Origin of the sequence: Bradyrhizobium sp. AUGA SZCCT0182 (assembly GCF_018130185.1) — a bacterium.
Lineage (GTDB): Bacteria > Pseudomonadota > Alphaproteobacteria > Rhizobiales > Xanthobacteraceae > Bradyrhizobium.
In genome coordinates, this window is sequence record NZ_JAFCLY010000035.1 from 39386 (window position 1) to 63304 (window position 23919).

22 protein-coding genes and 2 pseudogenes are annotated in these 23919 nt (G+C 63.3%); 19 read left to right on the forward strand and 5 right to left on the reverse strand.

Annotation, left to right across the window (positions count from 1 at the left end; translation table 11 throughout):
* Window positions 1-70 precede the first annotated feature (70 nt).
* Together JQ611_RS29815 and JQ611_RS29820 are read left to right on the forward strand one after the other, a co-directional pair.
* Window positions 71-757, forward strand: a complete 687-nt coding sequence (locus JQ611_RS29815; RefSeq protein WP_212205668.1) for a GntR family transcriptional regulator — start codon at window positions 71-73, stop codon at window positions 755-757.
* Between the two features lie 56 nt (window positions 758-813).
* On the forward strand, window positions 814-1839 hold the full coding sequence (locus JQ611_RS29820) for a histone deacetylase family protein (protein WP_212412776.1): 1026 nt from the start codon (window positions 814-816) through the stop codon (window positions 1837-1839).
* Here the strand turns inward: JQ611_RS29820 and JQ611_RS29825 are convergent.
* Entirely contained in the window at window positions 1836-5300 is a 3465-nt protein-coding gene (locus JQ611_RS29825; RefSeq protein ID WP_212467453.1) for an indolepyruvate ferredoxin oxidoreductase family protein, read from the reverse strand. The genes JQ611_RS29820 and JQ611_RS29825 overlap by 4 nt on opposite strands.
* Before the next feature lie 157 nt (window positions 5301-5457).
* Between JQ611_RS29825 and JQ611_RS29830 the strand changes: the two genes are divergently transcribed.
* On the forward strand, window positions 5458-5913 hold the full coding sequence (locus JQ611_RS29830) for an Lrp/AsnC family transcriptional regulator (protein WP_192734397.1): 456 nt from the start codon (window positions 5458-5460) through the stop codon (window positions 5911-5913).
* An 80-nt stretch (window positions 5914-5993) separates the two neighbouring features.
* Complete coding sequence (locus tag JQ611_RS29835; RefSeq protein WP_212269099.1) at window positions 5994-6281, forward strand: hypothetical protein; 288 nt, start codon at window positions 5994-5996, stop codon at window positions 6279-6281.
* Window positions 6282-6376: 95 nt separating this feature from the next.
* Here JQ611_RS29835 and JQ611_RS29840 read toward each other — a convergent pair whose 3' ends face one another.
* The 3 genes and pseudogenes from JQ611_RS29840 to JQ611_RS29850 form a co-directional block, all read right to left on the reverse strand.
* Window positions 6377-6841 carry a tetratricopeptide repeat protein gene (locus JQ611_RS29840; protein WP_212467454.1) on the reverse strand — a complete coding sequence of 155 codons (465 nt, stop codon included), beginning with the start codon at window positions 6839-6841 and terminating at the stop codon, window positions 6377-6379.
* A 157-nt stretch (window positions 6842-6998) separates the two neighbouring features.
* Window positions 6999-7898, reverse strand: a pseudogene (locus JQ611_RS29845) (Mrp/NBP35 family ATP-binding protein); the annotation flags it as partial.
* Window positions 7861-9894, reverse strand: coding sequence for a 4Fe-4S binding protein (locus tag JQ611_RS29850; protein WP_249133555.1), 2034 nt, complete (start codon window positions 9892-9894; stop codon window positions 7861-7863). The gene JQ611_RS29850 and the pseudogene JQ611_RS29845, both read right to left, overlap by 38 nt.
* A gap of 139 nt (window positions 9895-10033) precedes the next feature.
* On the opposite strand from JQ611_RS29850, the gene JQ611_RS29855 reads away from it, so the two are divergent.
* The 13 genes from JQ611_RS29855 (at window position 10034) to JQ611_RS29915 (ending at window position 21481) form a co-directional block, all read left to right on the forward strand.
* Entirely contained in the window at window positions 10034-10786 is a 753-nt protein-coding gene (locus JQ611_RS29855) for a biotin/lipoate--protein ligase family protein (protein WP_249133562.1), read from the forward strand.
* A 7-nt stretch (window positions 10787-10793) separates the two neighbouring features.
* Window positions 10794-11369 carry a DUF6505 family protein gene (locus JQ611_RS29860; RefSeq protein ID WP_212467456.1) on the forward strand — a complete coding sequence of 192 codons (576 nt, stop codon included), beginning with the start codon at window positions 10794-10796 and terminating at the stop codon, window positions 11367-11369.
* The gene (locus JQ611_RS29865) at window positions 11366-12388 is read left to right on the forward strand and encodes a DUF6352 family protein (protein WP_192734402.1); all 1023 of its coding nucleotides are present in this window, start codon (window positions 11366-11368) and stop codon (window positions 12386-12388) included. The genes JQ611_RS29860 and JQ611_RS29865 overlap by 4 nt, the downstream gene beginning before the upstream one ends.
* Window positions 12389-12413: 25 nt before the next feature.
* Window positions 12414-12932 carry a DUF3305 domain-containing protein gene (locus tag JQ611_RS29870; protein ID WP_249133556.1) on the forward strand — a complete coding sequence of 173 codons (519 nt, stop codon included), beginning with the start codon at window positions 12414-12416 and terminating at the stop codon, window positions 12930-12932.
* Window positions 12929-13621, forward strand: coding sequence for a DUF3306 domain-containing protein (locus JQ611_RS29875; RefSeq protein ID WP_212467457.1), 693 nt, complete (start codon window positions 12929-12931; stop codon window positions 13619-13621). Before JQ611_RS29870 ends, JQ611_RS29875 begins: the two co-directional genes overlap by 4 nt.
* Before the next feature lie 146 nt (window positions 13622-13767).
* Entirely contained in the window at window positions 13768-14580 is an 813-nt protein-coding gene (locus JQ611_RS29880) for a Cro/CI family transcriptional regulator (RefSeq protein WP_212467458.1), read from the forward strand.
* A 41-nt stretch (window positions 14581-14621) separates the two neighbouring features.
* Entirely contained in the window at window positions 14622-14846 is a 225-nt protein-coding gene (locus JQ611_RS29885) for a hypothetical protein (protein WP_212269106.1), read from the forward strand.
* 13 nt (window positions 14847-14859) lie between these two features.
* The gene (locus JQ611_RS29890) at window positions 14860-17826 is read left to right on the forward strand and encodes a formate dehydrogenase subunit alpha (protein WP_212467459.1); all 2967 of its coding nucleotides are present in this window, start codon (window positions 14860-14862) and stop codon (window positions 17824-17826) included.
* Between the two features lie 14 nt (window positions 17827-17840).
* Window positions 17841-18437, forward strand: coding sequence for a formate dehydrogenase FDH3 subunit beta (gene fdh3B / locus JQ611_RS29895; protein ID WP_192734407.1), 597 nt, complete (start codon window positions 17841-17843; stop codon window positions 18435-18437).
* 65 nt (window positions 18438-18502) lie between these two features.
* Window positions 18503-19513, forward strand: coding sequence for a formate dehydrogenase subunit gamma (locus tag JQ611_RS29900; RefSeq protein WP_212391140.1), 1011 nt, complete (start codon window positions 18503-18505; stop codon window positions 19511-19513).
* Window positions 19514-19547: 34 nt separating this feature from the next.
* Window positions 19548-19703 carry a hypothetical protein gene (locus JQ611_RS29905; RefSeq protein ID WP_212269109.1) on the forward strand — a complete coding sequence of 52 codons (156 nt, stop codon included), beginning with the start codon at window positions 19548-19550 and terminating at the stop codon, window positions 19701-19703.
* 15 nt (window positions 19704-19718) lie between these two features.
* The gene (locus JQ611_RS29910) at window positions 19719-20114 is read left to right on the forward strand and encodes a gamma-butyrobetaine hydroxylase-like domain-containing protein (protein WP_249133557.1); all 396 of its coding nucleotides are present in this window, start codon (window positions 19719-19721) and stop codon (window positions 20112-20114) included.
* Between the two features lie 53 nt (window positions 20115-20167).
* Window positions 20168-21481: a c-type cytochrome gene (locus tag JQ611_RS29915; protein ID WP_212467460.1), complete on the forward strand. Its 1314-nt coding sequence runs from the start codon at window positions 20168-20170 to the stop codon at window positions 21479-21481.
* A 65-nt stretch (window positions 21482-21546) separates the two neighbouring features.
* On the opposite strand, the pseudogene JQ611_RS29920 reads toward JQ611_RS29915, so the two are convergent.
* Window positions 21547-22464 (reverse strand): annotated as a pseudogene (locus JQ611_RS29920) (LysR substrate-binding domain-containing protein).
* Window positions 22465-22566: 102 nt separating this feature from the next.
* Here JQ611_RS29920 and bla point away from each other — a divergent pair.
* Together bla and JQ611_RS29930 are read left to right on the forward strand one after the other, a co-directional pair.
* Window positions 22567-23463 (forward strand): class A beta-lactamase, encoded by an 897-nt coding sequence (gene bla, locus JQ611_RS29925; protein WP_212467461.1) that lies wholly within the window; start codon window positions 22567-22569, stop codon window positions 23461-23463.
* Between the two features lie 7 nt (window positions 23464-23470).
* Window positions 23471-23908, forward strand: a complete 438-nt coding sequence (locus JQ611_RS29930; protein ID WP_212467462.1) for a hypothetical protein — start codon at window positions 23471-23473, stop codon at window positions 23906-23908.
* Window positions 23909-23919: the final 11 nt, after the last annotated feature.

Consider the following 23919-nt stretch of genomic DNA (forward strand, 5'->3'; position numbering starts at 1 on the left):
GCTTAAATTATGTACAAGTGGTAAAATCGGCTAAAATCGGGTAAGAATCGGCCAAAATGGACCCATTTTGATGCGCACATTGTCCCCGCCGGTCGGATTGCCCGCCCTCGCCGACACCGATCTCGTCGGCCAGGTCGCCCGTCTTCTGACCCAAGCGGTGGTCGAAGGCCGGCTGGCGCCGGGTTCCAAAGTCGTGGAAGCGGGGATCGCGCGGGAGCTTGGCGTGAGCCGGGCGCCGGTGCGCGAGGCCGCGCGGCTCTTGGAACAGCAGGGGCTTCTGGTGGCCAGTCCGCGCCGCGGCTTCTTCGTGCGCAAATTCGCCGCCGACGATATCGACGACATCTATGACTTGCGGCTGTGCGTCGAGCGGCACGCGGCCGTGCTCGCCGCGCGCAATCTCACACCGGAGACGCGCGACATGCTGCGGCGGCAGATCGACGTGCTGCACCAGACCGCTGATCTCGAAGATCCCGCAAGGCAGGTCGAGGAGGACTACCGCTTTCACCGCCTGATCTGCGAGATCGCGGCGAACCGGCGGCTGTTGCGGTTGTTCGACGATCTCGCGTCGGAAATGCGCATGGTGATCGGCCTGATCGGCCGGCTGTACGACGATCCGCATGAAATCGCCCGGACACACGAACCAGTGCTAGCTGCCATCGAACAAGGCCATCCCGAACGTATCGTGGCGCATATCGACTATCACATCGGTCATGCGTGGCGCGAAGTCGGAAAACTCGTGCGGGAGATTCCCGCTTAGCCGGCGACGCAAGCTGGCGCGCCAGATTTCATTTGACAGAAAACAGGAGTATTCGCGTGAAGGCCGTCTACACTGAACTGCACCGCAGTCACGATCCGCAATTCTTTCTGGTGCGCGGTATCATCCAGCGCACCACCGAACAGCCTGAACGCGCCGACCGGCTGCTCGCAGGATTGAAGGCCGGCAAGCACGAACTGGTTGCGCCCACCATGTTCGGGCAGGGCCCGCGTGCAAGGATTCACAGTCCTGAATATCTCGGCTTTCTCGCCGAAGCCTGGGAGGCCTGGTCCGCGCTCGGCAATGCCGGTCCGGAAATGATCGCCAACATCCACCCGGTGCGCCACGCTGCGACCTATCCGACCCATATCGTCGGCCGGCTCGGCTGGCATACGGCCGACACTGCCGCTCCGATCGGTCCGGGTACCTTTGCTGCGGCTTGCGCGGCAACGGATGTGGCGACGACGGCGGCCCAGCTTGTCCTCGACGGCGAAGACGCGACCTATGCGCTCTGCCGTCCGCCCGGTCATCACGCCTACCGCGATATGGCGGGCGGCTTCTGCTTCTTCAACAACAGCGCGATCGCGGCTGCGCATCTGCGCCAGCGCCATGAACGTGTTGTCATACTCGATGTCGATGTCCACCACGGCAACGGTACGCAGGGCATCTTCTACGAACAACCCGACGTGTTTACGGTTTCGATCCATGCCGATCCCACGTCGTATTATCCGTTCGTCTGGGGTTATGCGCATGAGCGCGGCGCGGGTCCCGGCCTCGGCGCCAACCTCAATATTCCTTTGCCGATCGGCACCGGCGATGACGGCTACATGGGCGCGCTTGGCGTTGCAAAGAAAGCCATCGATGCCTTCGCGCCCGGCGCGCTGGTCGTTGCACTTGGCCTCGACGCATCGGAGCATGATCCGTTGGCAGGCCTCGCCGTGACCACGCCCGGCTTCCGGCGCATTGGCGCCGCCATCGCGCGGCTCGGGCTCCCGACCGTGTTCGTTCAGGAGGGCGGATACCTCTCCGACATTCTAGGCGCCAACCTGACATCCGTTCTCGCCGGCTTCGAAGAAGCCCGCTAGGCCGCGCGCGTTTCTGATATCGACGACTTCAGGAGACGGAATAAATCTTCCGTCTCCTTTTGTACTTTCGCCACCGCTTCCAGCTTCACGGGGCCATAGCCGCGAATGTCCATCGGTGCGGCCGCGATCTTGGCCAAGCGTTCGATGGTGTCAGGTGAAATCCACGGCGTGAGATCGGTCACGAGCCTTTCGTACCAGTCGATCAGGCCGCGCTCCATCTGGCGCTCGTGCGTATAGCCGAACACGTCCAACGCGGTGCCGCGCAGGAATTTGAGCCGCGCCAGAATTCGGAATGGTGTCTGTATCCATTGCCCGAATTGACGCTTGAGCGGCCGGCCGCGGGCGTCCTTTCCGGACGACAGGACCGGCGGCGCCAGATGATACATGATCGCGAAGTCGCCCTCGAACTCCTGCCGCAGCTTTTCCTGAAACCCGGTTTCCATGTGCAGCCGCGCCACCTCGTACTCGTCCTTGTAGGCCATCAGCTTGAAGAGGGACCGAGCGACGGCGGTCGTTAGCGCCTGCGAGCCGGGTACGTGGCGTTCCTCGGCGGCGCGGACTTGACCGACGAATTTGAGGTAACGATCGGCATAGGCTGCATCCTGATAGGCGGTGAGGAACTCGACACGGCGAGAGATGACTTGGTCCAGCGTCTCTTCCTTTTTGGTCTGCCCGAATAGCGACGTCACAAAATCACAATCCGATGCGGCGAGGCGTCCGCTGGCAAAAGCCTGCTTGTTCTGTTCGATCGCAACGCCATTCAACTCGATCGCGCGCATCAGCGCTTCCGAACTCACCGGCACCAATCCTTGCTGCCACGCCGCTCCGAGCATGATCACATTGGCAAAAACCGTGTCGCCGAACAGCGCGTCGGATAGCCGGTTCGCATCAAGACTCCTGAAATTGTCCAAGCCGACAACACGTTCGAGGTGCCGAAGTCTCGCCACCGCCTCCAGGCTGGCGTCGCGATTGCGCACGATGTCACCGGTCGGCATCTCGGCCGTGTTGACGACAGCGCGCATGCCCGGTCCATAGGTGCCGGACGCCTTCGGCGAGGAACTCACCACGATGTCGCATCCGATCAGCGCGTTCGCCGCACCCTGATCAATCCGGACCTGATGGATATCGTCGGGCCTGTTCGAGAGCCGGATGAAACTCAGCACCGGGCCGAATTTCTGCGCGAAGCCGGTGAAGTCGAGCACCGACGCACCCTTGCCCTCCAGATGCGCCGCCATCGTGATCAACGCGCCGACGGTGATGACGCCGGTGCCGCCGACGCCGGTCACCAGCAGGTTGAACGGTTTTTCGAGGGAAACGAAGTTTGGCTCGGGCAGGGCCGTCGTGCGGGCCATCGCATCGATGCCGGCTCCCCGTTTCTTGCGGCGGGTCGCGCCTTCGACAGTGACAAAACTCGGGCAAAAGCCGTTGACGCAGGAAAAGTCCTGGTTGCAGGTCGAGAGATTGATCTGGCGCTTGCGGCCGAACGGCGTCTCCTTTGGCTCGACGCTGAGACAGTTGGACTCGACCGAACAATCGCCGCAGCCCTCGCAGACGAGATCGTTGATGACGGCGAACTTCTTCAGCTCGGGCGCCTGGCCGCGCTTGCGCTTGCGTCGCCGCTCGGTGGCGCATTCCTGTTCATAAATCAGGACGGATACGCCGATGATCTGCCGCAGTTCGCGCTGTACGGCATCCAGCTGCGCGCGGGGATGGATCGTTACGCCTTTGGGGAAATCGCTTTCGTGCAATTGATCGGGCGCGTCGGATACGATCGCAATCCGCGTCACGCCGTTGGCACGAACTTCGTGGGCGATGGCGGTGACGCTGATCGGTCCGTCGACGGGCTGGCCGCCGGTCATCGCGACTGCATCGTTGAACAGGATCTTGTAGGTGATGTTGGCCTTGGCGGCCACGGCCTGGCGGATCGCCATTGATCCCGAGTGATAGTAGGTGCCTTCGCCGAGATTCTGGAACACGTGCTTGCCGCCGGTAAAGCGCGAGGAGGCGATCCAGTTGACGCCTTCGCCGCCCATCTGGATCAGCGAACTCGTATCGCGGTCCATCCAGCTCGCCATGAAATGACAGCCGATGCCGGCCAGCGCCTGCGATCCCGCAGGCACCTTCGTTGACGTGTTGTGCGGACAGCCCGAGCAAAAATAGGGTGTGCGCGTTGCGCCTGATATGTTGATAATCTCCGCACTTGGGCGGAGCAGTTTTTCGGCGCGTGATGTGAGGTCGAGGCCGGGAAAAATCAGGTCAAGCCGCTTGGCGACGATCGGCGCCAGCAGCCGCGGCGACAACTCGCCGACCCAGGGCACCAGCGGGTCATTGTTTTCATCGCTCTTGCCGGCCATGTGTTCGGGCTTGTGGCCGGGATAGTCGTAGAAATATTCCTTGAACTGGCTTTCGATGATGCCGCGTTTTTCCTCGATCACGAGGATCTCGCGCTTCTCCCGGACGAATTCCAGTGCGTCGTGATGTGCCAGCGGCCACACCATCCCGACCTTGTAGATATCGATGCCAATCCGCCGGCATTCGGATTCGGTTAAGCCCAGGAGTTGCAAGGCCTCCATCAGGTCGAGATGAGCCTTGCCTGTCGTGACGATGCCGTAGGTGGCGTCGGGGATGTCGTAAATCCGGCGATCGATCGGGTTGGCGGCGGCAAAGGCGAGCACTGCGTTCTTCTTGGCTTCCAGCCGCTGCTCGATCTGCGGCCCGGGAAGGTCCGGCCAGCGGTAGTGCAGGCCGCCCGCGGGCGGTTCGAATGCCGGCGGGTTGAACAGGCGGCGCGGCGGCAGTTCGACCGAGGCGCAGGACTCGACCGTTTCCGATATCGCTTTGAAGCCGACCCACATGCCGGAAAAGCGGCTCAGCGCGTAACCATATTCGCCGAAGGAAAGATATTCGGCCACGCTCGACGGGCTAAGCGTCGGCATGAACCACGCCATGAAGGCGACGTCCGACTGATGCGGCATCGATGACGACACGCAGCCATGATCGTCGCCGGCAACGACCAGCACGCCGCCATGCGGCGAGGAGCCGTAGGCGTTGCCGTGCTTCAAGGCATCGCCGGATCGATCGACGCCGGGGCCCTTGCCGTACCAGAGGCCGAACACGCCTTCGACTTCGCGCGCCGGGTTGGTTTCGACCTGCTGCGACCCCAGCACGGCGGTGGCGGCGAGGTCCTCGTTGACGGCGGGCAGGAATTCGATGCGCCGTTCGCTCAGGAGTTTTTCGGCGCGCCAGAGTTCCAGATCGACGCCGCCGAGCGGCGAGCCGCGATAACCGGAGACGAATCCGGCCGAGTTGATGCCGTCGGCAGAATCACGGTCGCGCTGGTCGAGCAGGATGCGCACCAGCGCCTGCGTGCCCGTCAGCAGCACACGCCCGGTCTGGCGCGTGTATCGGTCCATCAAGGCGTAATTGTCGAGGTCTCTGCCTGTCGTGAGGGTCTGGGTCATATCGGCCTCCCGCCGTATCAGGTCGTTGAAAGTGTCGACCCGATCGGGTGGAAGAGCTGTTCTAATTGTTCGATATTTCCGTCCGTTATGGTAGAAACTACCAGCAGTGGCGTATCATTCGGTATGATCTGCCACGGCAGTTCAGGAGAGGCTCATCATGATTGAAGGACAGGATCGACGATTGCTGACCCATCTCCAGAAAGATGGCCGCCGCAGCAACCAGGATCTGGCTGACGATGTCGGCATGTCGTCTTCGGCGTGCTGGCGCCGGGTGCGGGCGCTTGAAGAGTCCGGCGTCATCACCGGCTATGCGGCGCTGGTCGACCGGGAGAGGGCCGGCTTCCTGACCTCAGCCATTCTGCATGTGTCGCTCGATCGCCACGACGCCACCTTCGTCACCCAGTTCGTCGCGCGCGTGAAACGGCGCCCCGAGGTGCTCGAGTGTTTTGCGACGACGGGGGATGCCGATTATCACCTGCGCGTCGTCGTCGCCGACATGGCCGCCTACAACCGGTTTCTCGACGAATTCATGTTCAAGATTCCGGGCATCCGTCACGTCCGGACCAACGTCATCCTCAAGGAGATCAAGTGCGACGTCGCGCTGCCATTCTGAGAGGGGGCCGGGAACCATCGCTGCCGCAGAACGTTTGTCTTCCGAATTTCGAAAGCCTGTTTTTTTCACGGGAGAGCAAAATGATTCGTGCTGCCGCAGCAATTCTCGTGGGATCGTTGGTCATTGGACCTGCGGCCGCGCAATCGACGACGCCCTCGAGCGAAAAGCCGGAGACCAGTTGCACGACAACCGGGTCCGCGACCTCGGGACACGGCGATGAAAAGACGTCGAATTCGATGGCCGTGGAAAAGAGCGCGATCCTGCCCGACGCCGGCGGCGCCGATTCGGCCGCGCCCACCGTGCAGAGCGGCGGCAAGCCCATGGTGGTCCGAAAGGACTGCCCGCCGGATTCCAAACCGAAGGGATGAGCGCATCGACGCGCCTTGCGAATGCTCGTTCTGCCTTCGCTAAAGAGTCGGCGCGAGGATGATGCCGGCCTGCCTGTCGTGAGAAGTACGTTCGATCAATCGCACTGCTCGTAGCTGGACGATTTGCATTTCTGCGCCTTCTCGCGCGCTTCCGTGACCTGTTGCGGGGTCAGCTCCTTGGTGAGCAAAGCGAGATCCTTCTTGGCCTCGGCATTGCCCTGCGCAGCCGCCACTTCATACCACATGTAGGCACGAACGGTGTCGGGCGATTCCTCGCCGCTGGCCTTGTAGTAGAGGCTGCCGAGCAACGTCTGGGCTTGGGGGTTGCCTTGCTTGGCGGCGAGCCGGCTCCACTTCCGCGCTTCCTTTTCGCTCTTGGGAACGCCGAGTCCCATCCTGTGCATCACCGCGACCTTGTATTGCGCGATGGCGTTGCCTTTTTCCGCGAGCGGCCGGAACAGCTTGATGGCCGCCGCATACTGCTTTTTCGCAAACGCGGCCGTGGCTTCCTTCAAGCTGTCGGCATGGGCTGCGGATGCGTGGGCCGTCAGAGCTAACATGAGGATCGCGGTCATTAATCCAAAATGTCTCAATATGCGCACGATTTGCTCCCCTAAATGCTTTGAAGAAAAAATTATGACTCTCTCGTATCTCGAAAATCGGCGCGGCACAATCGCGTGGCGATCCCGCAGCTTCGCTGCGATGCAATGAACTCGTTCACTCAATGATAATGCGAGGTGGCGGCCGGCTTGCCGCGCCGGAGGTGATCGTCGTCCAGACATCGCGGGCGATCGCGATGTAGTGGCGCGCATGAACGCCGTCCGGTTCGGTCGCCACCACCGGGCGGCCATCGTCTGAGGTCTCGCGAATCTTGATATCGAGCGGTATCTCGCCGAGATACGGAATCCCGCGCCGTTCGGCGTCCTGCCGCGCTCCGCCATGGCCGAAGATCGGCGTGAGCTTCTGGCAGGCCGGGCAGCAGAACGCCGACATGTTTTCGATCAGACCCAGGATCGGGATGTTCACCTTCTCGAACATCGCGATGCCGCGCCGCGCGTCGATCAGCGCGATGTCCTGCGGCGTGGAGACGATCACCGCTCCGGCCAGCGGCGCCTGCTGGGCCATCGTGAGCTGCGCGTCTCCGGTGCCCGGCGGCAGGTCGATGACCAAAATATCGAGATCGCCCCACGCCACCTCGCGCAGCAATTGCGTGATCGCCGAGATCACCATCGCCCCGCGCCAGATCATCGCGAGGTCTTCCTCGACCAGAAAGCCGATCGACATCACCTTGACGCCAAACCGCTCCAGCGGCTCCAGCATGCGCGGGCCGACCTGGCGTGGCTTGCCGCGCAGCCCGAACAGTTTTGGCTGCGATGGGCCATAAATATCGGCGTCGAGGATACCGGCTTTCAGCCCTAGGGCGGCAAAGCCGAGCGCGAGATTGCACGCGGTGGTGGATTTGCCGACGCCGCCCTTGCCGGACGCGACGGCGATAACGTGCTTGACGCCGGGAATGCCTGACGCGCGCGACGTCGCGCGGGCTGCAGGGGCAGGCTGGGTGGCGGACACGGCGGGCTCCTTACGATCCAACGGGATCGCCCTTCTTGCCATCGCGCGCGCGCAAATAATCTTCCGTCGACATCACCGGCGGCCGCTGCGGCGCCCCGTGCGGGTCAAAACCCTCATTGACCACGGCTTCGACGCGGCAATCCGCGCACATCTTGATGACATCGATCCGTTTGGCGTTGGCGCCCTGGAACATCCAGTGCTTCTCGCCGAGTTTTGCCAGTACGCGTTCTATCGAACTTTTGGTCCCAAACGGTTTGCCGCAAGCAATGCAGTTGAACGGTTCTTCTTCCTTCAGGACGCGCAGCGGCGCATTCCATGCCGCAAAATCCAGCCGCGGCTCGAGCGTGATGACTTTTTCCGGGCAGGTCGCTTCGCAAAGCCCGCACTGTACGCACAGGCTTTCGGTGAAGCGCAGCATGGCACGATCAGGATTGTCCGACAGCGCGCCGGTCGGGCAGGCGGTGACGCAGGCGTGACAGAGCGTGCAGCCTTCGACATTGAGATTGACGCCGCCGAACGGCGCGCCCGGCGCCAGCGGGACGCTATCCACCGGCGCCGGTGCCGCGAGGTGGAGTTCGCGAAACGTCGTTTCGAGCACGCCGCGTTTGGCGCCGCGCGGCACGAAGCCGGCCGGCTTTGGCGTTGCGACGCCGCCTGGCGCCGCATCGAGCATCGCGCGCAGCTGGTCCGGATCGTCGGTCTCGAGGATGCGCACCAAGCCTGCGCCGAAGCCGAGCGCGGCAACCACGGTGTCGGATGTTCCGACGGTCCGGCGCAGTCCGGTAATATCGTGCTTGGGTTTGCCGCGCGTCAGGATCGCGACACCACTGCCGCCATAGGCGAACACCGCCGCGATACTCTCCGGTCCGAGTTGCGTCACTTCATTGACGCGCAGCGGCAGCACATGGGCCGGCAGTCCGGCGCCGAACCTTGCCAACGCGTCGATCAGCGCGTCGCCGTGCTCGCCGTCGTGGAACAGCACGATCGCGTTGTTGCCGCCGGCTTTACGATAGGTCTGCAGCAGCGTGCGCAATCGCCGCATCAGCGCGTCTGCACTGGGCAGTGCATATGAAGCCGCACCGGTCGGACACACCGAGGCGCAGGCGCCGCAGCCGGCGCACACATTGGCGTCGATCGCGACGGCCTTTCCGTTCGGCGTAATCGCCCCGGTCGGACAGAGATCGAGGCAGCGCGTGCATCCGGTAATGCCGGAGCGCGAATGGGCGCACAGCGCTTCCTCGAACTGTATGAAGCGCGGCTTGTCGAAGGTGCCGACCAGATTGCCCGCATCCGCGATCGCGCGCTCGACGGCGCCGCGGTCGCGCGGATCGGCGCGCAGATATCCCGGACGCAGTTCGTGTGCGGGAAACAGCGGCGTACCGCCGCTGAGATCGAGGATCAAATCGCAGGTCGACGTCGCGCCGTTGCGTGCGGGGCCGAACAGGAGCTTGGCGCGCGAAGACGGCAGCGGCAGCGCGTAGTCGTCGACCGCAAGCTCAAACGCGCCGAGATGACCGCGCGCGTTGCGGATGGTGCCCTTGAGCACCGGAAACTCATTGCTCCGGCGCGGCATGACGTCGCCGGGCTTGCTGAGCAGCACGGTGATGTCGAGACGGTCGGCGAGGCGCTGCGCGGCGTCGATGGCGAGTTCGTCGCTTCCATAGATCAGCGCGACGCCGCTGCTCTCCATCGTCACCAGCGAAATCGGCGGCATGTCTTCCTGCGCGGCCGCGATCAGCGCCGCAGCTTTCGGGCCGGCCGCCGCCGCATCATTCGACCAGCCGCCGGCTTCGCGGATGTTGGCAAAGGTGAGCTGGGCCTGCGGGAAATCTTCGGCGACTTCGCGGAACAGCGGCGCTTCCTGCGTGCAGGCCACCGTGATCGGCGCGCCGTCGGCAAGCGCTTGCTTGAAGCGGTCGAGTTCGAGGCCGCAGAGCTGGTTGGCTTGCGTGATCTTCCCGGGGCAGCCACGGCTGATCGCCGGCACGTCGAGCGGCATGGTCTTCTCGCAGCTGCAAATCAGAAGATGAGACGCCGTAGCCATCGTTAACTTCCTGAACCGGCGCGCACATCGCACGGTTCGTTTTTCTGGTTCCGCTCGCGTTGCGAGCCCGACGGGGATAGCATACACCGGCGGATTGCAAAGCAATTTAGCAAAGCAACGCAGGATGAGCTTTTCGATGATGTCGCGGCGCGGGGAAGTGGATCAGGCACCCGATCTGCCCCCCGGTTATACTTTGGTCGCGTTACGCGAACTCGGCGACGCGTTTGCCCATGGATGCGAAATCGCGGCCGAAGCGGGTGCCGGAACGCTGGTCTGGGTGCGGCGCTACGACCTGGTCGAATTCGCCGTGGTGCTCGAACCCGACGAACCCTTGAACTCGGCGCGCCGGGCGCTGTTCGCCGGCATGAACGCGCTGGCGGACGCGATTGCCGCCCATTGTCCGCCCGAGCGGGATGTCAGTTTCGACTGGCCCGATACGATCCGGTTCGACGCGGGATTGCTGGGCGGCGCGCGGCTCGGCTGGCCCGCCGATTGCGCGGAGACCGACGTGCCAAACTGGCTGGTATTCGGCGTGATCCTGCGCGCCGCCGACATGGTGCATCTCGACGAGGTGCAGGCCGCGTCCGGCGTTTCGATGCTGGGCGCAGGCTTTGAGATGGTCGATACCGACGCGATCATCGGCAGCTTCGCCCGGCATCTGATGACCGCGTTCGATCGCTGGAACGAGCGCGGTTTTGAGGCCATCGCCCGAGATTATCTGGAACGGCTTCCGAGGCGCAAGGCCGGCGAGATCAGGGCCATCGACGTCAACGGCGATCTCCTGATCAAGCTGCCGGCCGGCAGCGGGCCGCCCGATCGATCCAGCCTCGTGGATGCGCTGGCGAAAGCGGACTGGTATGATCCGCAATCGCGCGGTCCGAAGTTCGGATGAGGCTGACATGCTGAAGCTGCCGCGAACCATCAGGCTCGACCCATCGGATACGTTCGTATTCGAGCGTGCAGCGGAACCCGGCGAATGGGCGGTTTCCGGCGCGTTCGTGTTCTGGAACCAGGATTCGTCGATGCTTGCGCAGAAGCAGCGCGTGGCGCTGCGTTCCGGATTTCTCGGGGTCGAAAGTCTGGGCTGGTCGACGCTTGCAATCGTGACCGAGGCGACGGAAGCGGAGCGGCAAGCCGCGGTCGATCGGCTTGCGGCGCAATTGCTGGAAAAGTTCGGCGCGCCGGACCTGAAAGCCGCGCGCGGCGCCGCAGAAGAAGAGGTCGCGTTTGCGGCCTCGCTGTGCGATCACCCGGCGCAGACCTTGCTCGCCGTGCAACGCAGCATCGAGGACGGTGAAATCCGCGAGCGCTTTCGCACCCTCAAGCCGCGCGAAGCCGCAGGCGATGCCGACCGGTTGCACGCGCATGCCAGCGCCTTTACCTTTCATGAGATCGAAGGCGACGATGAACCTGCCGAGGAGGTCGATCTCTTGGGATTGATGGGAACTGAACAGAAAACCGGAAATCGCAAATGAGAGAATTCTGGGTAGCGTCCGGCCATCATCTGACGCGGCGCGCCGATCACGGCGGGTTGATCGCGACGCCCGAACTGATCATGGCCTATCTGGCGCGGCCCGAATTGATGCCGCCGGAGGACGCCTGCGAAGCCGAGCGGAACCTGCACGCGGGCCTGTTGGCCGATCCGCTCCGTTCGGTTTCGAAAGCCGATATCGCCGCGCTCGCCGATCCTGATGCGCGCGAGAACTGGACCTTTATGATGAACTTTCGCGACCGGTTGGTCGCGGCTCCTTCGCTCGAGGCGGTCTATGTCAACCTGGCCCGCAATGGCGCCGGCGACCTGCCGCCGATTTTTGTCTCGCAGCTCTGCCATCTGATCCTGCGCAACGCGCTCGAAGGCTGCGACGATCCCTACATGCTGCGTGCGGCGGAACTGTTCTATCGCAGCCAGCAGGCGGCGTTTCATGAGGGCACGCTGTTGCTTGCGGACGCCGAAATCGTCGAGGCGCAGCAACAGGCCGAACATGACCTGCATGCCTCGCCGCTCACGGCGATGCTGGCGCCGCCAAAGGCGTTCGGCGAGATGGATGTGATGGACGACGAGAACGCCTGGACCTATTGGTCGCGTTCGGATGCGCATGCGATGGTCATGAACATCGGCGGCAATCCGAAGGCGCGCGCCGGGCTTTGCCGGGTGATCGAACGATGGATCGCCCATCTGCTCGATGTAACCGTCAGCGTCGAGACGGTTCCCAGTATCGAAGACCGCGATTGGCGCTGGTTTGTCGGTCTCGACAGCGAGGGCACTAAAATCGGCAATGCGTTGTGGAACGGCACGTCGGTGGACGCCAACGCCGCCGAGCGCATCGTCGCGCTGATGCGCCTGACCATCGCGGATACGCGGCTGGTGGATGAGCGCGTCGGCAGCAAACCGGTTTACCTCATCCTGGCGATGGGCGCGGACAAGGTCGTGCGGCTGAAGCCGCAAAACCTGGTCGCCGGGCTGCCGCTCGCGCCAAAGGCGAATGTGGCATGATCGGCCGGTGCACGGAGGATCGCGCATGGCGATGACCGCATCCCGCGAAGTGGGTGTGGTGGTGCGGCGCCGCGCCGTCGATAATCCATGGATCGATCATATGTGGTCGCCGGCGATGGTGCTCGACGAGGTGCCGGCAACCGCGCCATGGACCGTGCTGTCCACGGAGTCGGATGCGACGATGTATTACGCGGGCGCCGCCAGCATCGACCTGTTCAGTTCCGACACCGCCAATTACCGCGACAATCTCGCCGACGGCGAACCGCGCATCTGGATCGCGCTGCGGCGACAGGCTGGCGGATCCGAACTTGAACTGACCAAGGTGACGGCCGATCCGACCGAAGGGGAGGCGATCTTCGAAAGCGGTTGCGACGTCATCGGCACGGTTCCGATGTCGCCGGAGATCGCGGCCTGGATCGCCGCCTTTGTCGACGAGTTTCATGTCGAGCGGGTGTTCCACAAACGCAAGCGCGATCGTGCCGGCGGCGACCGCCCGCGTGGACCGAAGGATCGCGGCCCGGACGAAGGGACAGGGCGCGCATGAGTGGTCAGGACCAGGGCGACGACAAAGGCTTTTTGGCGCGATGGTCGCAGCGCAAGCAGGAGGCCAAGCAGCCCGAGCGCGAAGCGCCCATTGCCGACGCCGAAATCGCTGCTGCTCCGGCGACCGAGGCCGAGGCTGAGAAGGAGGCTGCGCCGGAGTTCGATCTCTCCAGCCTGCCATCGCTCGAAGAATTGACCTCGGAGACGGATATCACCGGCTTTCTGCGCAAGGGCGTTCCCGAACATCTGCGCAATGCGGCTTTGAGAAAATCCTGGGCGCTGGATCCCGCGATCCGCAACTACGTCAATCCCGCGCTCGAATACGCTTATGACTGGAACACGCCGGGCGGCGTGCCGGGCAACAGCGAACTCGGCGCGGGCATTGATATCGCCCGGATGGTCAACCAGATCATGGGCACCGGCGAACCCCCGGCCGAGCCGCCGATTGCGGCCGCCGAGGTCCCGACAGAGATCGCGAACGACCCTGAATCTTCCGGCCAGCCAAAGCCTGATCTGCCGGATCAACCGCTGAGATTGAGCGGCCAGCCGGCGGCAATAGAGCCGAATCCTGCGGGCGGCGACGCGGAAGCCGGCCTCGAACCAGTGCAGGAATCAGTCTCCGTGCCTTCCGATTCTGTTGCACCGCAGCAGCCGGTGCGACGCCATGGCTCGGCAAAACCTCTTGTTTAGACAAAAGTTTTCGAGACATAGGCAAAGCCTATGATACAAATTTAGGACTGGAATAATTCCAGTTCTAATTTGTATGCCCGATTAAGAGGCATCGGACACAGGATACGGGACACTGGGCGCGAGGCTGGGGAGAAGTCGGGTTCACCATGCGTGACGCCGGACTGGAACAGGCAATCAGGGCAGCGGGTGGCGTCGCATCGTTAGCGCGAGCGATCGGCATTGCGCAGCCTTCGGTTTCATCATGGTCGCGGATTCCCGCCGAGCGGGTTCTCGCGGTTGAGGCCTTGACGCGCGTCGAGCGTTCCGTGCTTCGCCCCGATCTCTACGGATCATCCGAGGCTCAGGTGTCATCCCAGGTGTCGTCCAACGTGTCAGCGAAACCGGAAATCGACGAGATCGATCAGCTGCGCGCCGCGGAATACGGCTTGCTGTCGTTGCTGCTCGGCAAGGCGCCGGACGCGGGCACGCTGGCGCGCGTCGCGCAATTGAAGGGCGACGCCTCCGATCTCGGCATGGCGCATGTCGAGCTCGCCGTGGCCGCGTCAGCTATGGACGACCGCGCCGCCAGCAAGGAATTCTTCGACCTGTTCATCGGGCTCGGGCGCGGCGAGCTGCTGCCCTATGCCTCCTATTACCTGACCGGCTTCCTGCACGAGCGCCCGCTGGCGCGCGTCCGCGAGGATCTGGACCTGCTCGGCATCGAGCGTGCCGGCCCCTCGCGCGAGCCGGAAGACCACATCGCGATTCTGCTTGAGGTGATGGCGGGTCTGGCGCGCGGCGACTTCGAGGCTCCATTCGCCGAACAGGCGCGCTTCTTCGACCGGCATCTCAAGCCGTGGGCGGCGCGGATGTTCGCTGATCTGGAGATGTCCGGGACCGCCAAATTCTACCGTGCCGTCGGCCGCGTCGGCCGCGTGTTTATTGAACTGGAAGCCGAGGCCTTCACGCTGTCCGAGTGACGCGCAAAGGTAATCGAAAGTTTGAAGTGGAGGAGACCGCGATGAGCAAACCATCCAACAAGGCGCCGGCCGACAAGCCGCTCGATGCCAAGGGGCTCGATCGCCGCCGTTTGTTCATGATGGGCGGATCGGCAGTCGCTGCAGCCGCCGTGGTGCCGCTGGCGGGCGGCGAGGCGGTCGCGGACGAGTCGCAGGCCGAGCGCGTCAAGGCCCGCTACAAGGAAACCGATCACGTCAAGAATTTCTACCGCGTCAACCGCTATTGATGGGAACACGCACATGTTGATGAAGCGAAAAGACGGATCCGCAGGCAAGGCGCGTTTGCAAGGTGTCGCCGCCGGCCTGGCTTCGGGAGTTCTCGACCGCCGCACGTTCCTCCGCCGGTCCGGTCTGGCTGCAGGCGCCGGCGCCGCCCTCGGCTTGATGCCGCTCGGCTCGGTGCGCAAGGCGGAGGCCGGTCCGAAAATCGTCGGGGCGCCGACCGAAATCAAAAAGAACATCTGCACGCATTGTTCGGTCGGCTGCACGGTGATCGCCGAAGTGCAAAACGGCGTCTGGGTCGGCCAGGAGCCGGCTTGGGACAGCCCGATCAATCGCGGCTCGCATTGCGCCAAGGGTGCGTCAGTGCGCGAACTCGTGCACGGCGATCGCCGCCTGAAATACCCGATGAAGCTCGTCAACGGCGAGTGGCAGAAAATATCGTGGGACGTCGCCATCAACGAGATCGGCGACAAGATGCTGGAGATCCGCGCCAAGTCCGGCGCCGATTCCGTCTATCTGCTCGGCTCGGCGAAATTCTCCAACGAAGGCGGCTATCTGTTCCGCAAATTCGCGGCGTTCTGGGGCACCAACTCCATCGACCATCAGGCCCGCATCTGTCATTCGACCACCGTCGCCGGCGTCGCCAATACCTGGGGCTACGGCGCGATGACCAATTCCTACAACGACATGCGCAACTCGAAGACCGTTATCTTCATGGGTTCGAATGCCGCCGAAGCGCATCCGGTGTCGCTGCAGCACATCCTGACCGGCAAGGAGATCAACCGCGCCAACGTATTCGTGCTCGATCCGCGCTTCACCCGCACCGCGGCCCACGCCACCGAATATGTGCGCTTCCGCAGCGGCACCGACATCGCGGTGATCTGGGGCATGCTGCACCACATCTTTAACAATGGCTGGGAAGACAAGGAATACATCAAGCAGCGCGTTTACGGCATGGACCAGATCCGCGCCGAAGTCGCGAAGTGGACGCCGGAAGAGGTCGAGCGCGTGTCGGGGATTCCCGGCGAGCAGTTGAAGAAGGTCGCCGAGACCTTCGCCAAGCAGAAGCCGTCGGCCTTTGTCTGGTGCATGGGCGGCACCCAGCACACCGTCGGCACCGCCAACGTCCGCGCCTATTGCACCTTGCTGCTGGCGACCGGCAATGTCGGCACTTTCGGCGGCGGCGCCAACATTTTCCGCGGCCATTGCAACGTGCAGGGCGCCACCGATATCGGCCTCGATATCGTGACGCTGCCGCTCTATTACGGCCTTGTTGAAGGCGCCTGGAAGCACTGGGCGCGGGTCTGGGAGGTCGAATACGATTATCTGCAGGCGCGCTTCGACGAAGTGCCGGCCAAGGCGGGCCGTCCGGCCCGCACCCGCAAGCAGAACATGGAATTGCCGGGCATCCCGTGGACCCGCTGGTTCGATGCGACGCTGGCCAATCCTGATGATGTCGATCAACGCGACACCATCAAGGGCGTGGTCATCATGGGGCATGGCGGCAATACCATCCCGCGCATGACCGAGATGGTGAAGGGCCTGGAGAAGCTCGAACTGCTTGTGGTTGCCGATCCGCATCCGACTACGTTCGCGGCGATCTCGGAGCGCAAGAACGGCACCTATCTGTTGCCGGCCTGCACCCAGTTCGAAACCTCGGGCTCGCGCACCGCTTCCAACCGCTCGCTGCAGTGGGGCGAGCAGGTCGTCAAGCCGATCTTCGAATCCAAGGACGATTACGAGATCATCTACCTGCTTTCCAAGAAGCTCGGCTTCGCCGATCCGATGTTCAAGAACCTCAAGGTGGAGAACAACCGTCCGTCGCCGGAAGAGCTGCTGCGCGAAATCAACCGCGGCGGATTCTCGACCGGCTATTCCGGCCAGTCGCCGGAGCGGCTGAAGGCGCACATGAAGAACCAGGGCAAGTTCGACCTCGTGACCCTGCGCGCCATGGCCGACGAGCCCGAAATCGGCGGCGACTATTACGGCCTGCCGTGGCCGTGCTGGGGCACGCCGGAGATCAAGCATCCGGGAACGCATACGCTCTACAACACCAACCTGCACGTCAAGGACGGCGGCGGCACGTTCCGGGCGCGGTTCGGCGTCGTCTATGAAGAGAAGCAGCCGGACGGTTCGGTGAAGAACGTCAACCTGCTGTCGGAAGGTTCCTACAGCAAGGGTTCGGAACTCACCGATGGCTATCCGGAGTTTACCTACGGCGTGCTGAAGAAGCTCGGCTGGGACAAGGACCTCACCGCGGCCGAACTGGCGACGATCAACAAGATCGGCGGCAACAATCCCGACGGCGTCGGCTGGGCCGTCGACCTGTCGGGCGGCATCATCCGCGTTACGCTCGAACACGGCGTGATGGCCTATGGCAACGGCAAGGCACGCGCGGTGGCGTGGAACCTGCCGGATCCGGTGCCGGTTCATCGCGAGCCGATCTACACCTCTCGCCCCGAACTCGTCGCCAAATACCCGACGCGTCCGGACGGCCGCCAGTTCCGGATGGCCAATCTCGGCTTTTCGGTTCAGAAGGCCGCGGTGGACAAGGGGCTTGCCAAGCAATTCCCGATCATCCTCACGTCGGGTCGTCTCGTCGAATATGAAGGCGGCGGCGAGGAAACCCGGTCGAACAAATGGCTTGCCGAATTGCAGCAGGACATGTTCGTCGAGGTCAACACATCGGATGCTGCCGAACGCGGCATCAAGGATGGCGGTTGGGTCTGGGTCTACGGCCCGGAGAACTCATCGAAGGCTCGCGTGAAGGCGCTGGTCACCGACCGGGTCGGCAAGGGCGTCGCGTTCATGCCGTTCCACTTCTCCGGCTGGTTCCAGGGTGTCGACCAGCGCAGCAAATATCCGAAGGGCAGCGATCCGATCGTGCTCGGCGAAAGCGTGAACTCGATCACGAGCTACGGCTACGATCCGGTCACCGGCATGCACGAGGGCAAGGTGACCCTGTGCCAGATTCAATCGGCGTGAGGGGAGAATAGATCATGGCTCGCGTCAAATTTCTCTGTGATGCCGACCGTTGCATTGAATGCAACGCCTGCGTGACGGCCTGCAAGAACGAACATGAAGTGCCGTGGGGCATCAATCGCCGCCGCGTCGTCACCATCAATGACGGCAAGCCCGGCGAACGCTCGGTGTCGATGGCCTGCATGCATTGCACCGATGCGCCATGCGCCGCGGTTTGTCCGGTGTCGTGCTTCTACACCACCGCCGACGGCGTGGTGCTCCACTCCAAGGACCTGTGCATCGGCTGCGGCTACTGCTTCTACGCGTGTCCGTTCGGCGCGCCGCAATATCCGAAAGTCGGCAATTTCGGCTCGCGCGGCAAGATGGACAAGTGCACCTATTGCGCGGGCGGGCCGGAAGCGGACTCCAGCCCGGCCGAATACGCCAAATACGGCGCCAATCGTCTGGCCGAGGGCAAGCTGCCGATTTGCGCAGAAATGTGCTCGACCAAGTCGCTGCTCGCCGGCGACGGCGCCATCATCGCCGAAATCTACAAGGAGCGCGTGATGAAGCGCGGTTACGGTTCGGGCATGTGGGGCTGGAAAACGGCTTACGCGGATTCACCGACCGGCTGATGCCTTGGCCGCCGCGCGGCGCGCGGCGGCGCACATGTCACGAGAAACGGGAAGGTCACGGGCCTATGCCAAGCTCTCTTTCACACCTCCGGGCGCTATGCGCCGCCATCGCGCTGCTGTTTGTGTTCGCGCATCCCGCCGCCGCGCAGCTGACGTTCAAGCCGACCGCCGAAGCGGTTCAGGAAGACAAACTCCTGAACGCGCTGAAGGAGGGCGACAAGATCACCGGGCGGATATCGATCCCGGATACCATGGCCTCCAGCCTGATCCAGCCCGCGGGCCGCGACTGGCGCGATTTTCAACGCAGCAAGCTGCCGATCATCGGCGGCGTCGCCATCCTTGGAATGATCGCGCTGCTGGCGATCTTCCTGATGGTGCGCGGCCGGATTCGCGTCGATCACGGTTTTTCCGGCACCAAGATCCTGCGTTTTGCGAGCTTCGAACGCTTCACCCATTGGCTGACGGCGAGCTGTTTCGTCGTGCTGGCGCTGTCGGGCCTCAACATCAGCTTCGGGCGGGTCCTGATCATGCCGCTGTTCGGCGCCCAGGCATTTGCGACCATGTCGGGCTGGGCCAAGATCGCGCACGATTACCTAGCGTTTCCGTTCATGCTTGGCCTCGCGATCATGTTCCTGATCTGGATCAAGGATAACATCCCAGGGAAGCTCGACTGGCAATGGATTAAGCAGGGTGGCGGCATCCTGCCCAACGGCAAACATCCGCCGGCCAAACGATTCAACGCCGGTCAGAAAGGCATTTTCTGGATCGTCATCATCGGCGGCGTGCTGATGTCGGTGTCGGGCTGGTTCATGCTGTTCCCGTATCTTCCGGCCAACGTCACGGCGTTGCAGTTCTGGACCGTGATCCATGCCGTGATCGCGATGCTCTTCATCGCGGTCATGCTGGCCCACATCTATATCGGTTCGGTCGGGATGGAGGGCGCGTTCGATGCGATGGGCACCGGCGAGGTCGACCTCAACTGGGCCAAGGAGCATCACGCGCTCTGGGTCGCGGAGGAGCAGGCCAAGGGCCGCGCGCCGTCGAAAGATGGCACGCACGCCGTGGCGGCCGAATGACGATGCGAGTACAGAACAGTTCGAGGGAAATACGATGAAGAGCTTTCTGGCGGCTTTGGCGTTTGCGGCGATCGCCGCGTTCTGTGTGTCGTCCGTGCTCGACACCATTCAGCAGTCGAGTTCGGTTGCCTACACCACCACCGGGGCGAGGGTCGGCGATCCCGGCAAGAATCTGATCGGGCCGAACTGATTTCTGGATCGGATGTTGAACGCGCCCAAGCAAGTTAAGGCAGTTGCGGCGTGGCCGGTGGAAATCCGGCTGGTGAAGGACCGCCGCGCCCTTCACGTCACCTTTGACGACGGTGCGGATTTCAACCTGTCGGCCGAACTGCTCCGGGTGACCAGCCCGTCCGCCGAGGTGCAGGGGCATTCCGAAGCGCAGCGCAAGACGGTCGGCGGCAAGCGCAACGTGACCATTCTCTCCGTCGATCCCGTCGGCAATTACGCCGTGCGGCTCGGCTTCGACGACATGCACAATACCGGCATCTATTCCTGGGCGTTCCTGCACGATCTCGGCAGCAACGCCGAGCGGCGTTTTCAGGATTATCTCGACGAGCTCCAGGCCAAGGCCCTCGATCGCGACAAACCGGGCATGCGCTGATCCTTCTTCCTCTGCCTTGACGGCGACACGAACCGACGAAACGATCGCCGCGAATGCTCCGTGCTCATACCATCCGCCGCCTCGTAGCGCTGACCTGGATCGCTTTGCTGGTCCTGACGGCGCTTGGAACCAGCGCCGCCCACGCGCAGTTGCGCGGCCATGGCGGGCCGGTGCGGGCCTTGGCGATTTCACCTGACGGTGCGAGCGTTATTTCAGGCAGCTTCGATTCAACCGCGATCCGCTGGTCGCTGACATCAAATGCGGCCGAGCAGGTGCTTCGTTTCCACGCCGACGCCGTCAACGCGGTGGCACTGCTTCGGGATGGACGGGCCGCGACCGCGGGCGCCGATGGCCGCATTGCGATCTGGACCGCCGGCAACACCCGGCCCGACGTGGTGCTGGAAGGCCATACCGCGCCGATCGCAGCCCTTGTGGTTTCGCCCGATGGCGCAACATTGGCCTCGGTGTCGTGGGATCAAACCGTGCGCCTGTGGCCGCTCGCGGGCGGCGCGCCGCGCGTGCTGGAAGGGCATACCCAGAACGTCAATGGCGTCGTTTTTTCGCCCGACGGCCGCACGCTGGTCAGCGTCAGCTATGATCAGAGCGTTCGTATCTGGCCGCTGGCGGGCACGTCGCCGCCATCAGTCATTGCGATGCCGACCCCGCTCAACGCCGTCGCTATTGGCCGTGATGGCGAAATCGCGGCCGGCGGCGCCGACGGCAGACTGTATTTTCTGGGCAGCGACGGTGCGCGCGCCGGTGACGTTGAAACCGGCCCGAGGCCCGTGATCTCGATGGCGATCTCGCCCGACGGCGCATGGGTCGCAGCCGCCGGCATTGGTGGCGCGGTCGCGGTGATCGATCGCAAGACGCGCAATCTCGCGCGCACATTGGTAGGTCCCGGGCTGCCGGTCTGGTCGGTGGCGTTTCTGCCGGATAGTCGCACGCTGCTCACCGGCGGTGCTGACAGCACCATCCGCCGCTGGAACGCGGTGACCGGAGATCCCGTCGATCCCTTGCTGTTTGAACACACGGCAGACCCGCTGGCCGCGTATGCCGGCGACCGCGGCGCGGATATTTTTCGTGCCTGCGTCGCCTGCCACACCCTCGGCGCCGATCAGGCCAACCGGGCAGGGCCGACGCTAGCCGGCCTGTTCGGCCGGCGCATCGCGACCTTGCCGGGATATGATTTTTCCGACGCGCTCAAGCGGCTCGATATCGTCTGGACGCCGGAAACGGTTTCGAAATTGTTCGAGATCGGGCCTGCGGCCTACACGCCGGGCACCAAGATGCCCGAGCAGCGCATCGGCTCCGAACAGGACCGTGCCGCTTTGGTGCAGTTCCTGGAGCGCGCCACGAAGCGCTAGAGAACACTCTATCGCGCCTTGCCCGCCGACCGCGGCTGCAGGGCCAAGTGGCGGCGTTCGCACGGCTATCGGCTACGTGTATTCCGAGCCGGAGCTTCTGCTTTCGCTGCGATCGTTTCAAGCAACCAGTTCTTGAACGAGAGCATCGCAGATGATGGTTGCCGCGAATGCAGCGACGTAATCCAGTAGTCGCCGAGCGTCACTTCAGTCTTGAACGGGCGTACCAGTCGCCGTTGACGGATCTCGTCCTGAAACATCTCCGCCGGCAACAACGCAACGCCGGTACCGCGCGCTGCAACGCTTGCGATCGTGATCGATGAGTCGAACACCATTCCCTTGATAACGGGACTAAGCAGTCCCGCCGCGGCAAACCAGCGCGACCATTCGTCCTGTCGATAGGAACGCAGCAGCACCTCGCGTTTGAGATCGGCCGGCCGGCTCAGCCTGCGGGCCAGTGCCGGCGCGCAGAACGGAGTAAACGACGCCCCCATCAGGCGGGTCGCGTCCGTACCGTGTCAGAGGCCGTCGCCAAACCTGATGGCGTAATCGAGGCCTTCGCCCGCTATGTCGACGCGATTATTATTGGCGAACAGACGCAAGTCGATCCGCGGATGCGCCTTCCTGAAAGAGTCGAGCCGCGGCAGCAGCCATCCCGACGCGAAAGTGCCGACTACGCCGATCGTGATGACGTCCTGGTAGCGACCGTCTTCAAAACGATTGACCGCTTCGTTGAGCCGCCCGAAAGCTTCGACGATGCTGGGCAGCAGCGCTTGTCCTTCGTCGGTCAGCGCGACGCCGCGCGGTAACCGGCGAAACAGCTGCGCGCCAAGCCTGTCCTCCAGTGCTTTCACCTGCTGACTGACGGCGGCCTGCGTAACGCGGAGTTCAAGGCCGGCACGGGTGAAACTCAGGTTGCGCGCCGTCGCCTCAAAGGCCCGTAATGCATTCAGCGGAAGGTGGGAAAGCTTCGTCCTGCGGCGCATTCGTTCGACCCTAGTTTTTCTAATGCCTGCATTCAAAACTGATCGTTTGTCAAGACAGGGCCTTGTGGGCACGTTCCTGCCCGCAACCCGGAGGGATTCGAAATGATCAGCAGGAGACAATTTCACCTTGGTTTCGGCGCAGCACTGATAGCCGCTGATCTGAGCGGCCTGCCAAAAACGGCTCGCGCTGCGGCCACGGATCAACGACTGATCGCCGAGATCAAGCGTCTGGAGAGCGAGAGCGGTGGCCGGCTCGGCGTTTGTGTGCTGGAGACGGCAACCGGCGCGCGTCATGTCCACCGGGGCGACGAGCGTTTCCCGATGTGCAGCACCTTTAAGGCGCTGGCGACAGCGGCGGTGCTGGCGCGGGTGGATGCCAGGAAGGAGCAATTGACGCGGCGCATAACTTTCGACGCATCAGCAATCGTGGTGAATTCGCCGGTAACTGAAAAGCACGCCGGGGGCGATGGCATGACGCTCGCTGAAATTTGCGACGCGGCGATGACACGGAGCGACAACACTGCGGGCAACCTGCTGCTCGCCAGTATCGGCGGACCTCCGGGGCTGACGGCCTTCGCGCGAGGGCTCGGCGATCAGGTCACGCGGCTGGACCGGGATGAACCGTCGCTCAACCAGGCACTGCCCGACGATCTCCGCGATACCACGACACCGAATGCGATGGCTTCGGATTTCCAGGCACTCGTCCTTGGGACTGGGGCGCTGTCGGCGGCATCGCGCGAGCAATTGACGGCATGGTTAGTTGCCAACAAGACGGGCGACACACGATTGCGCGCAGGGTTTGCGAAAGGCTGGCGTGTCGGTGACAAGACCGGCGCCGGTGACCATGGCACGAACAATGACGTTGCCGTGGTGTGGCCTCCCGACGGCGCCCCTGTCATCGTCGCGGCCTATCTGACGGGCGCCAGCATTCCCAGCGCGCAACAAAACGCCACCATCGCTTCGATCGCGCGCGCCGTCGCGGCGATGAGACCGGGCTAGGTGCGGAATGGCAGCAAATCTTTCAGCGAAAACGACCGGCGCTCTATCGATAGCCGTCGTCGCCGTATGCCTTGTGATGCCGAGTTCGGTTCCATCGCTTGCCTCGAACGGGATGTTCGCCAAGCGGCCCGCGTTCTCGGAGGCAGACCAGCCTGTGCGGATGGCCGCCGAGTGCAGAGAGGTGAGGCCGATGTCGGATGGCATTCCGGAACTCGACTACCGGATCGATCTTTCCGTGGCTGGCAGTCTCACGGCGGTGAAGACAGATGGAGTGTTGTGGTATCTCGTGCTGTGTTCTCCACCCGATGTCCGGATTATGTGCGTGACCTACCAGTCCAATGGCATGGAGACGGGTGACAGGATTATCGTGAAAGGCGGATACCGACGGCGCGATGCCGATCACGTACTTCTGGATCCTTGTTTGGCAACAAGGCCGGAGCCGTGATCTCGTCCCTC

Coding starts and splice junctions, on each gene's coding strand:
- JQ611_RS29875 (WP_212467457.1), top strand. CDS start 12,929: ATGAGTGGTCAGGACCAGGGCGACGACAAAGGCTTTTTGGCGCGATGG.
- JQ611_RS29930 (WP_212467462.1), top strand. CDS start 23,471: ATGGCAGCAAATCTTTCAGCGAAAACGACCGGCGCTCTATCGATAGCC.
- JQ611_RS29865 (WP_192734402.1), top strand. CDS start 11,366: ATGAGAGAATTCTGGGTAGCGTCCGGCCATCATCTGACGCGGCGCGCC.
- JQ611_RS29915 (WP_212467460.1), top strand. CDS start 20,168: ATGCTCCGTGCTCATACCATCCGCCGCCTCGTAGCGCTGACCTGGATC.
- JQ611_RS29905 (WP_212269109.1), top strand. CDS start 19,548: ATGAAGAGCTTTCTGGCGGCTTTGGCGTTTGCGGCGATCGCCGCGTTC.
- fdh3B (WP_192734407.1), top strand. CDS start 17,841: ATGGCTCGCGTCAAATTTCTCTGTGATGCCGACCGTTGCATTGAATGC.
- JQ611_RS29815 (WP_212205668.1), top strand. CDS start 71: ATGCGCACATTGTCCCCGCCGGTCGGATTGCCCGCCCTCGCCGACACC.
- JQ611_RS29890 (WP_212467459.1), top strand. CDS start 14,860: ATGTTGATGAAGCGAAAAGACGGATCCGCAGGCAAGGCGCGTTTGCAA.
- JQ611_RS29835 (WP_212269099.1), top strand. CDS start 5,994: ATGATTCGTGCTGCCGCAGCAATTCTCGTGGGATCGTTGGTCATTGGA.
- bla (WP_212467461.1), top strand. CDS start 22,567: ATGATCAGCAGGAGACAATTTCACCTTGGTTTCGGCGCAGCACTGATA.
- JQ611_RS29825 (WP_212467453.1), bottom strand. CDS start 5,300: ATGACCCAGACCCTCACGACAGGCAGAGACCTCGACAATTACGCCTTG.
- JQ611_RS29900 (WP_212391140.1), top strand. CDS start 18,503: ATGCCAAGCTCTCTTTCACACCTCCGGGCGCTATGCGCCGCCATCGCG.
- JQ611_RS29850 (WP_249133555.1), bottom strand. CDS start 9,894: ATGGCTACGGCGTCTCATCTTCTGATTTGCAGCTGCGAGAAGACCATG.
- JQ611_RS29830 (WP_192734397.1), top strand. CDS start 5,458: ATGATTGAAGGACAGGATCGACGATTGCTGACCCATCTCCAGAAAGAT.
- JQ611_RS29880 (WP_212467458.1), top strand. CDS start 13,768: ATGCGTGACGCCGGACTGGAACAGGCAATCAGGGCAGCGGGTGGCGTC.
- JQ611_RS29860 (WP_212467456.1), top strand. CDS start 10,794: ATGCTGAAGCTGCCGCGAACCATCAGGCTCGACCCATCGGATACGTTC.
- JQ611_RS29855 (WP_249133562.1), top strand. CDS start 10,034: ATGTCGCGGCGCGGGGAAGTGGATCAGGCACCCGATCTGCCCCCCGGT.
- JQ611_RS29885 (WP_212269106.1), top strand. CDS start 14,622: ATGAGCAAACCATCCAACAAGGCGCCGGCCGACAAGCCGCTCGATGCC.
- JQ611_RS29870 (WP_249133556.1), top strand. CDS start 12,414: ATGGCGATGACCGCATCCCGCGAAGTGGGTGTGGTGGTGCGGCGCCGC.
- JQ611_RS29840 (WP_212467454.1), bottom strand. CDS start 6,841: ATGTTAGCTCTGACGGCCCACGCATCCGCAGCCCATGCCGACAGCTTG.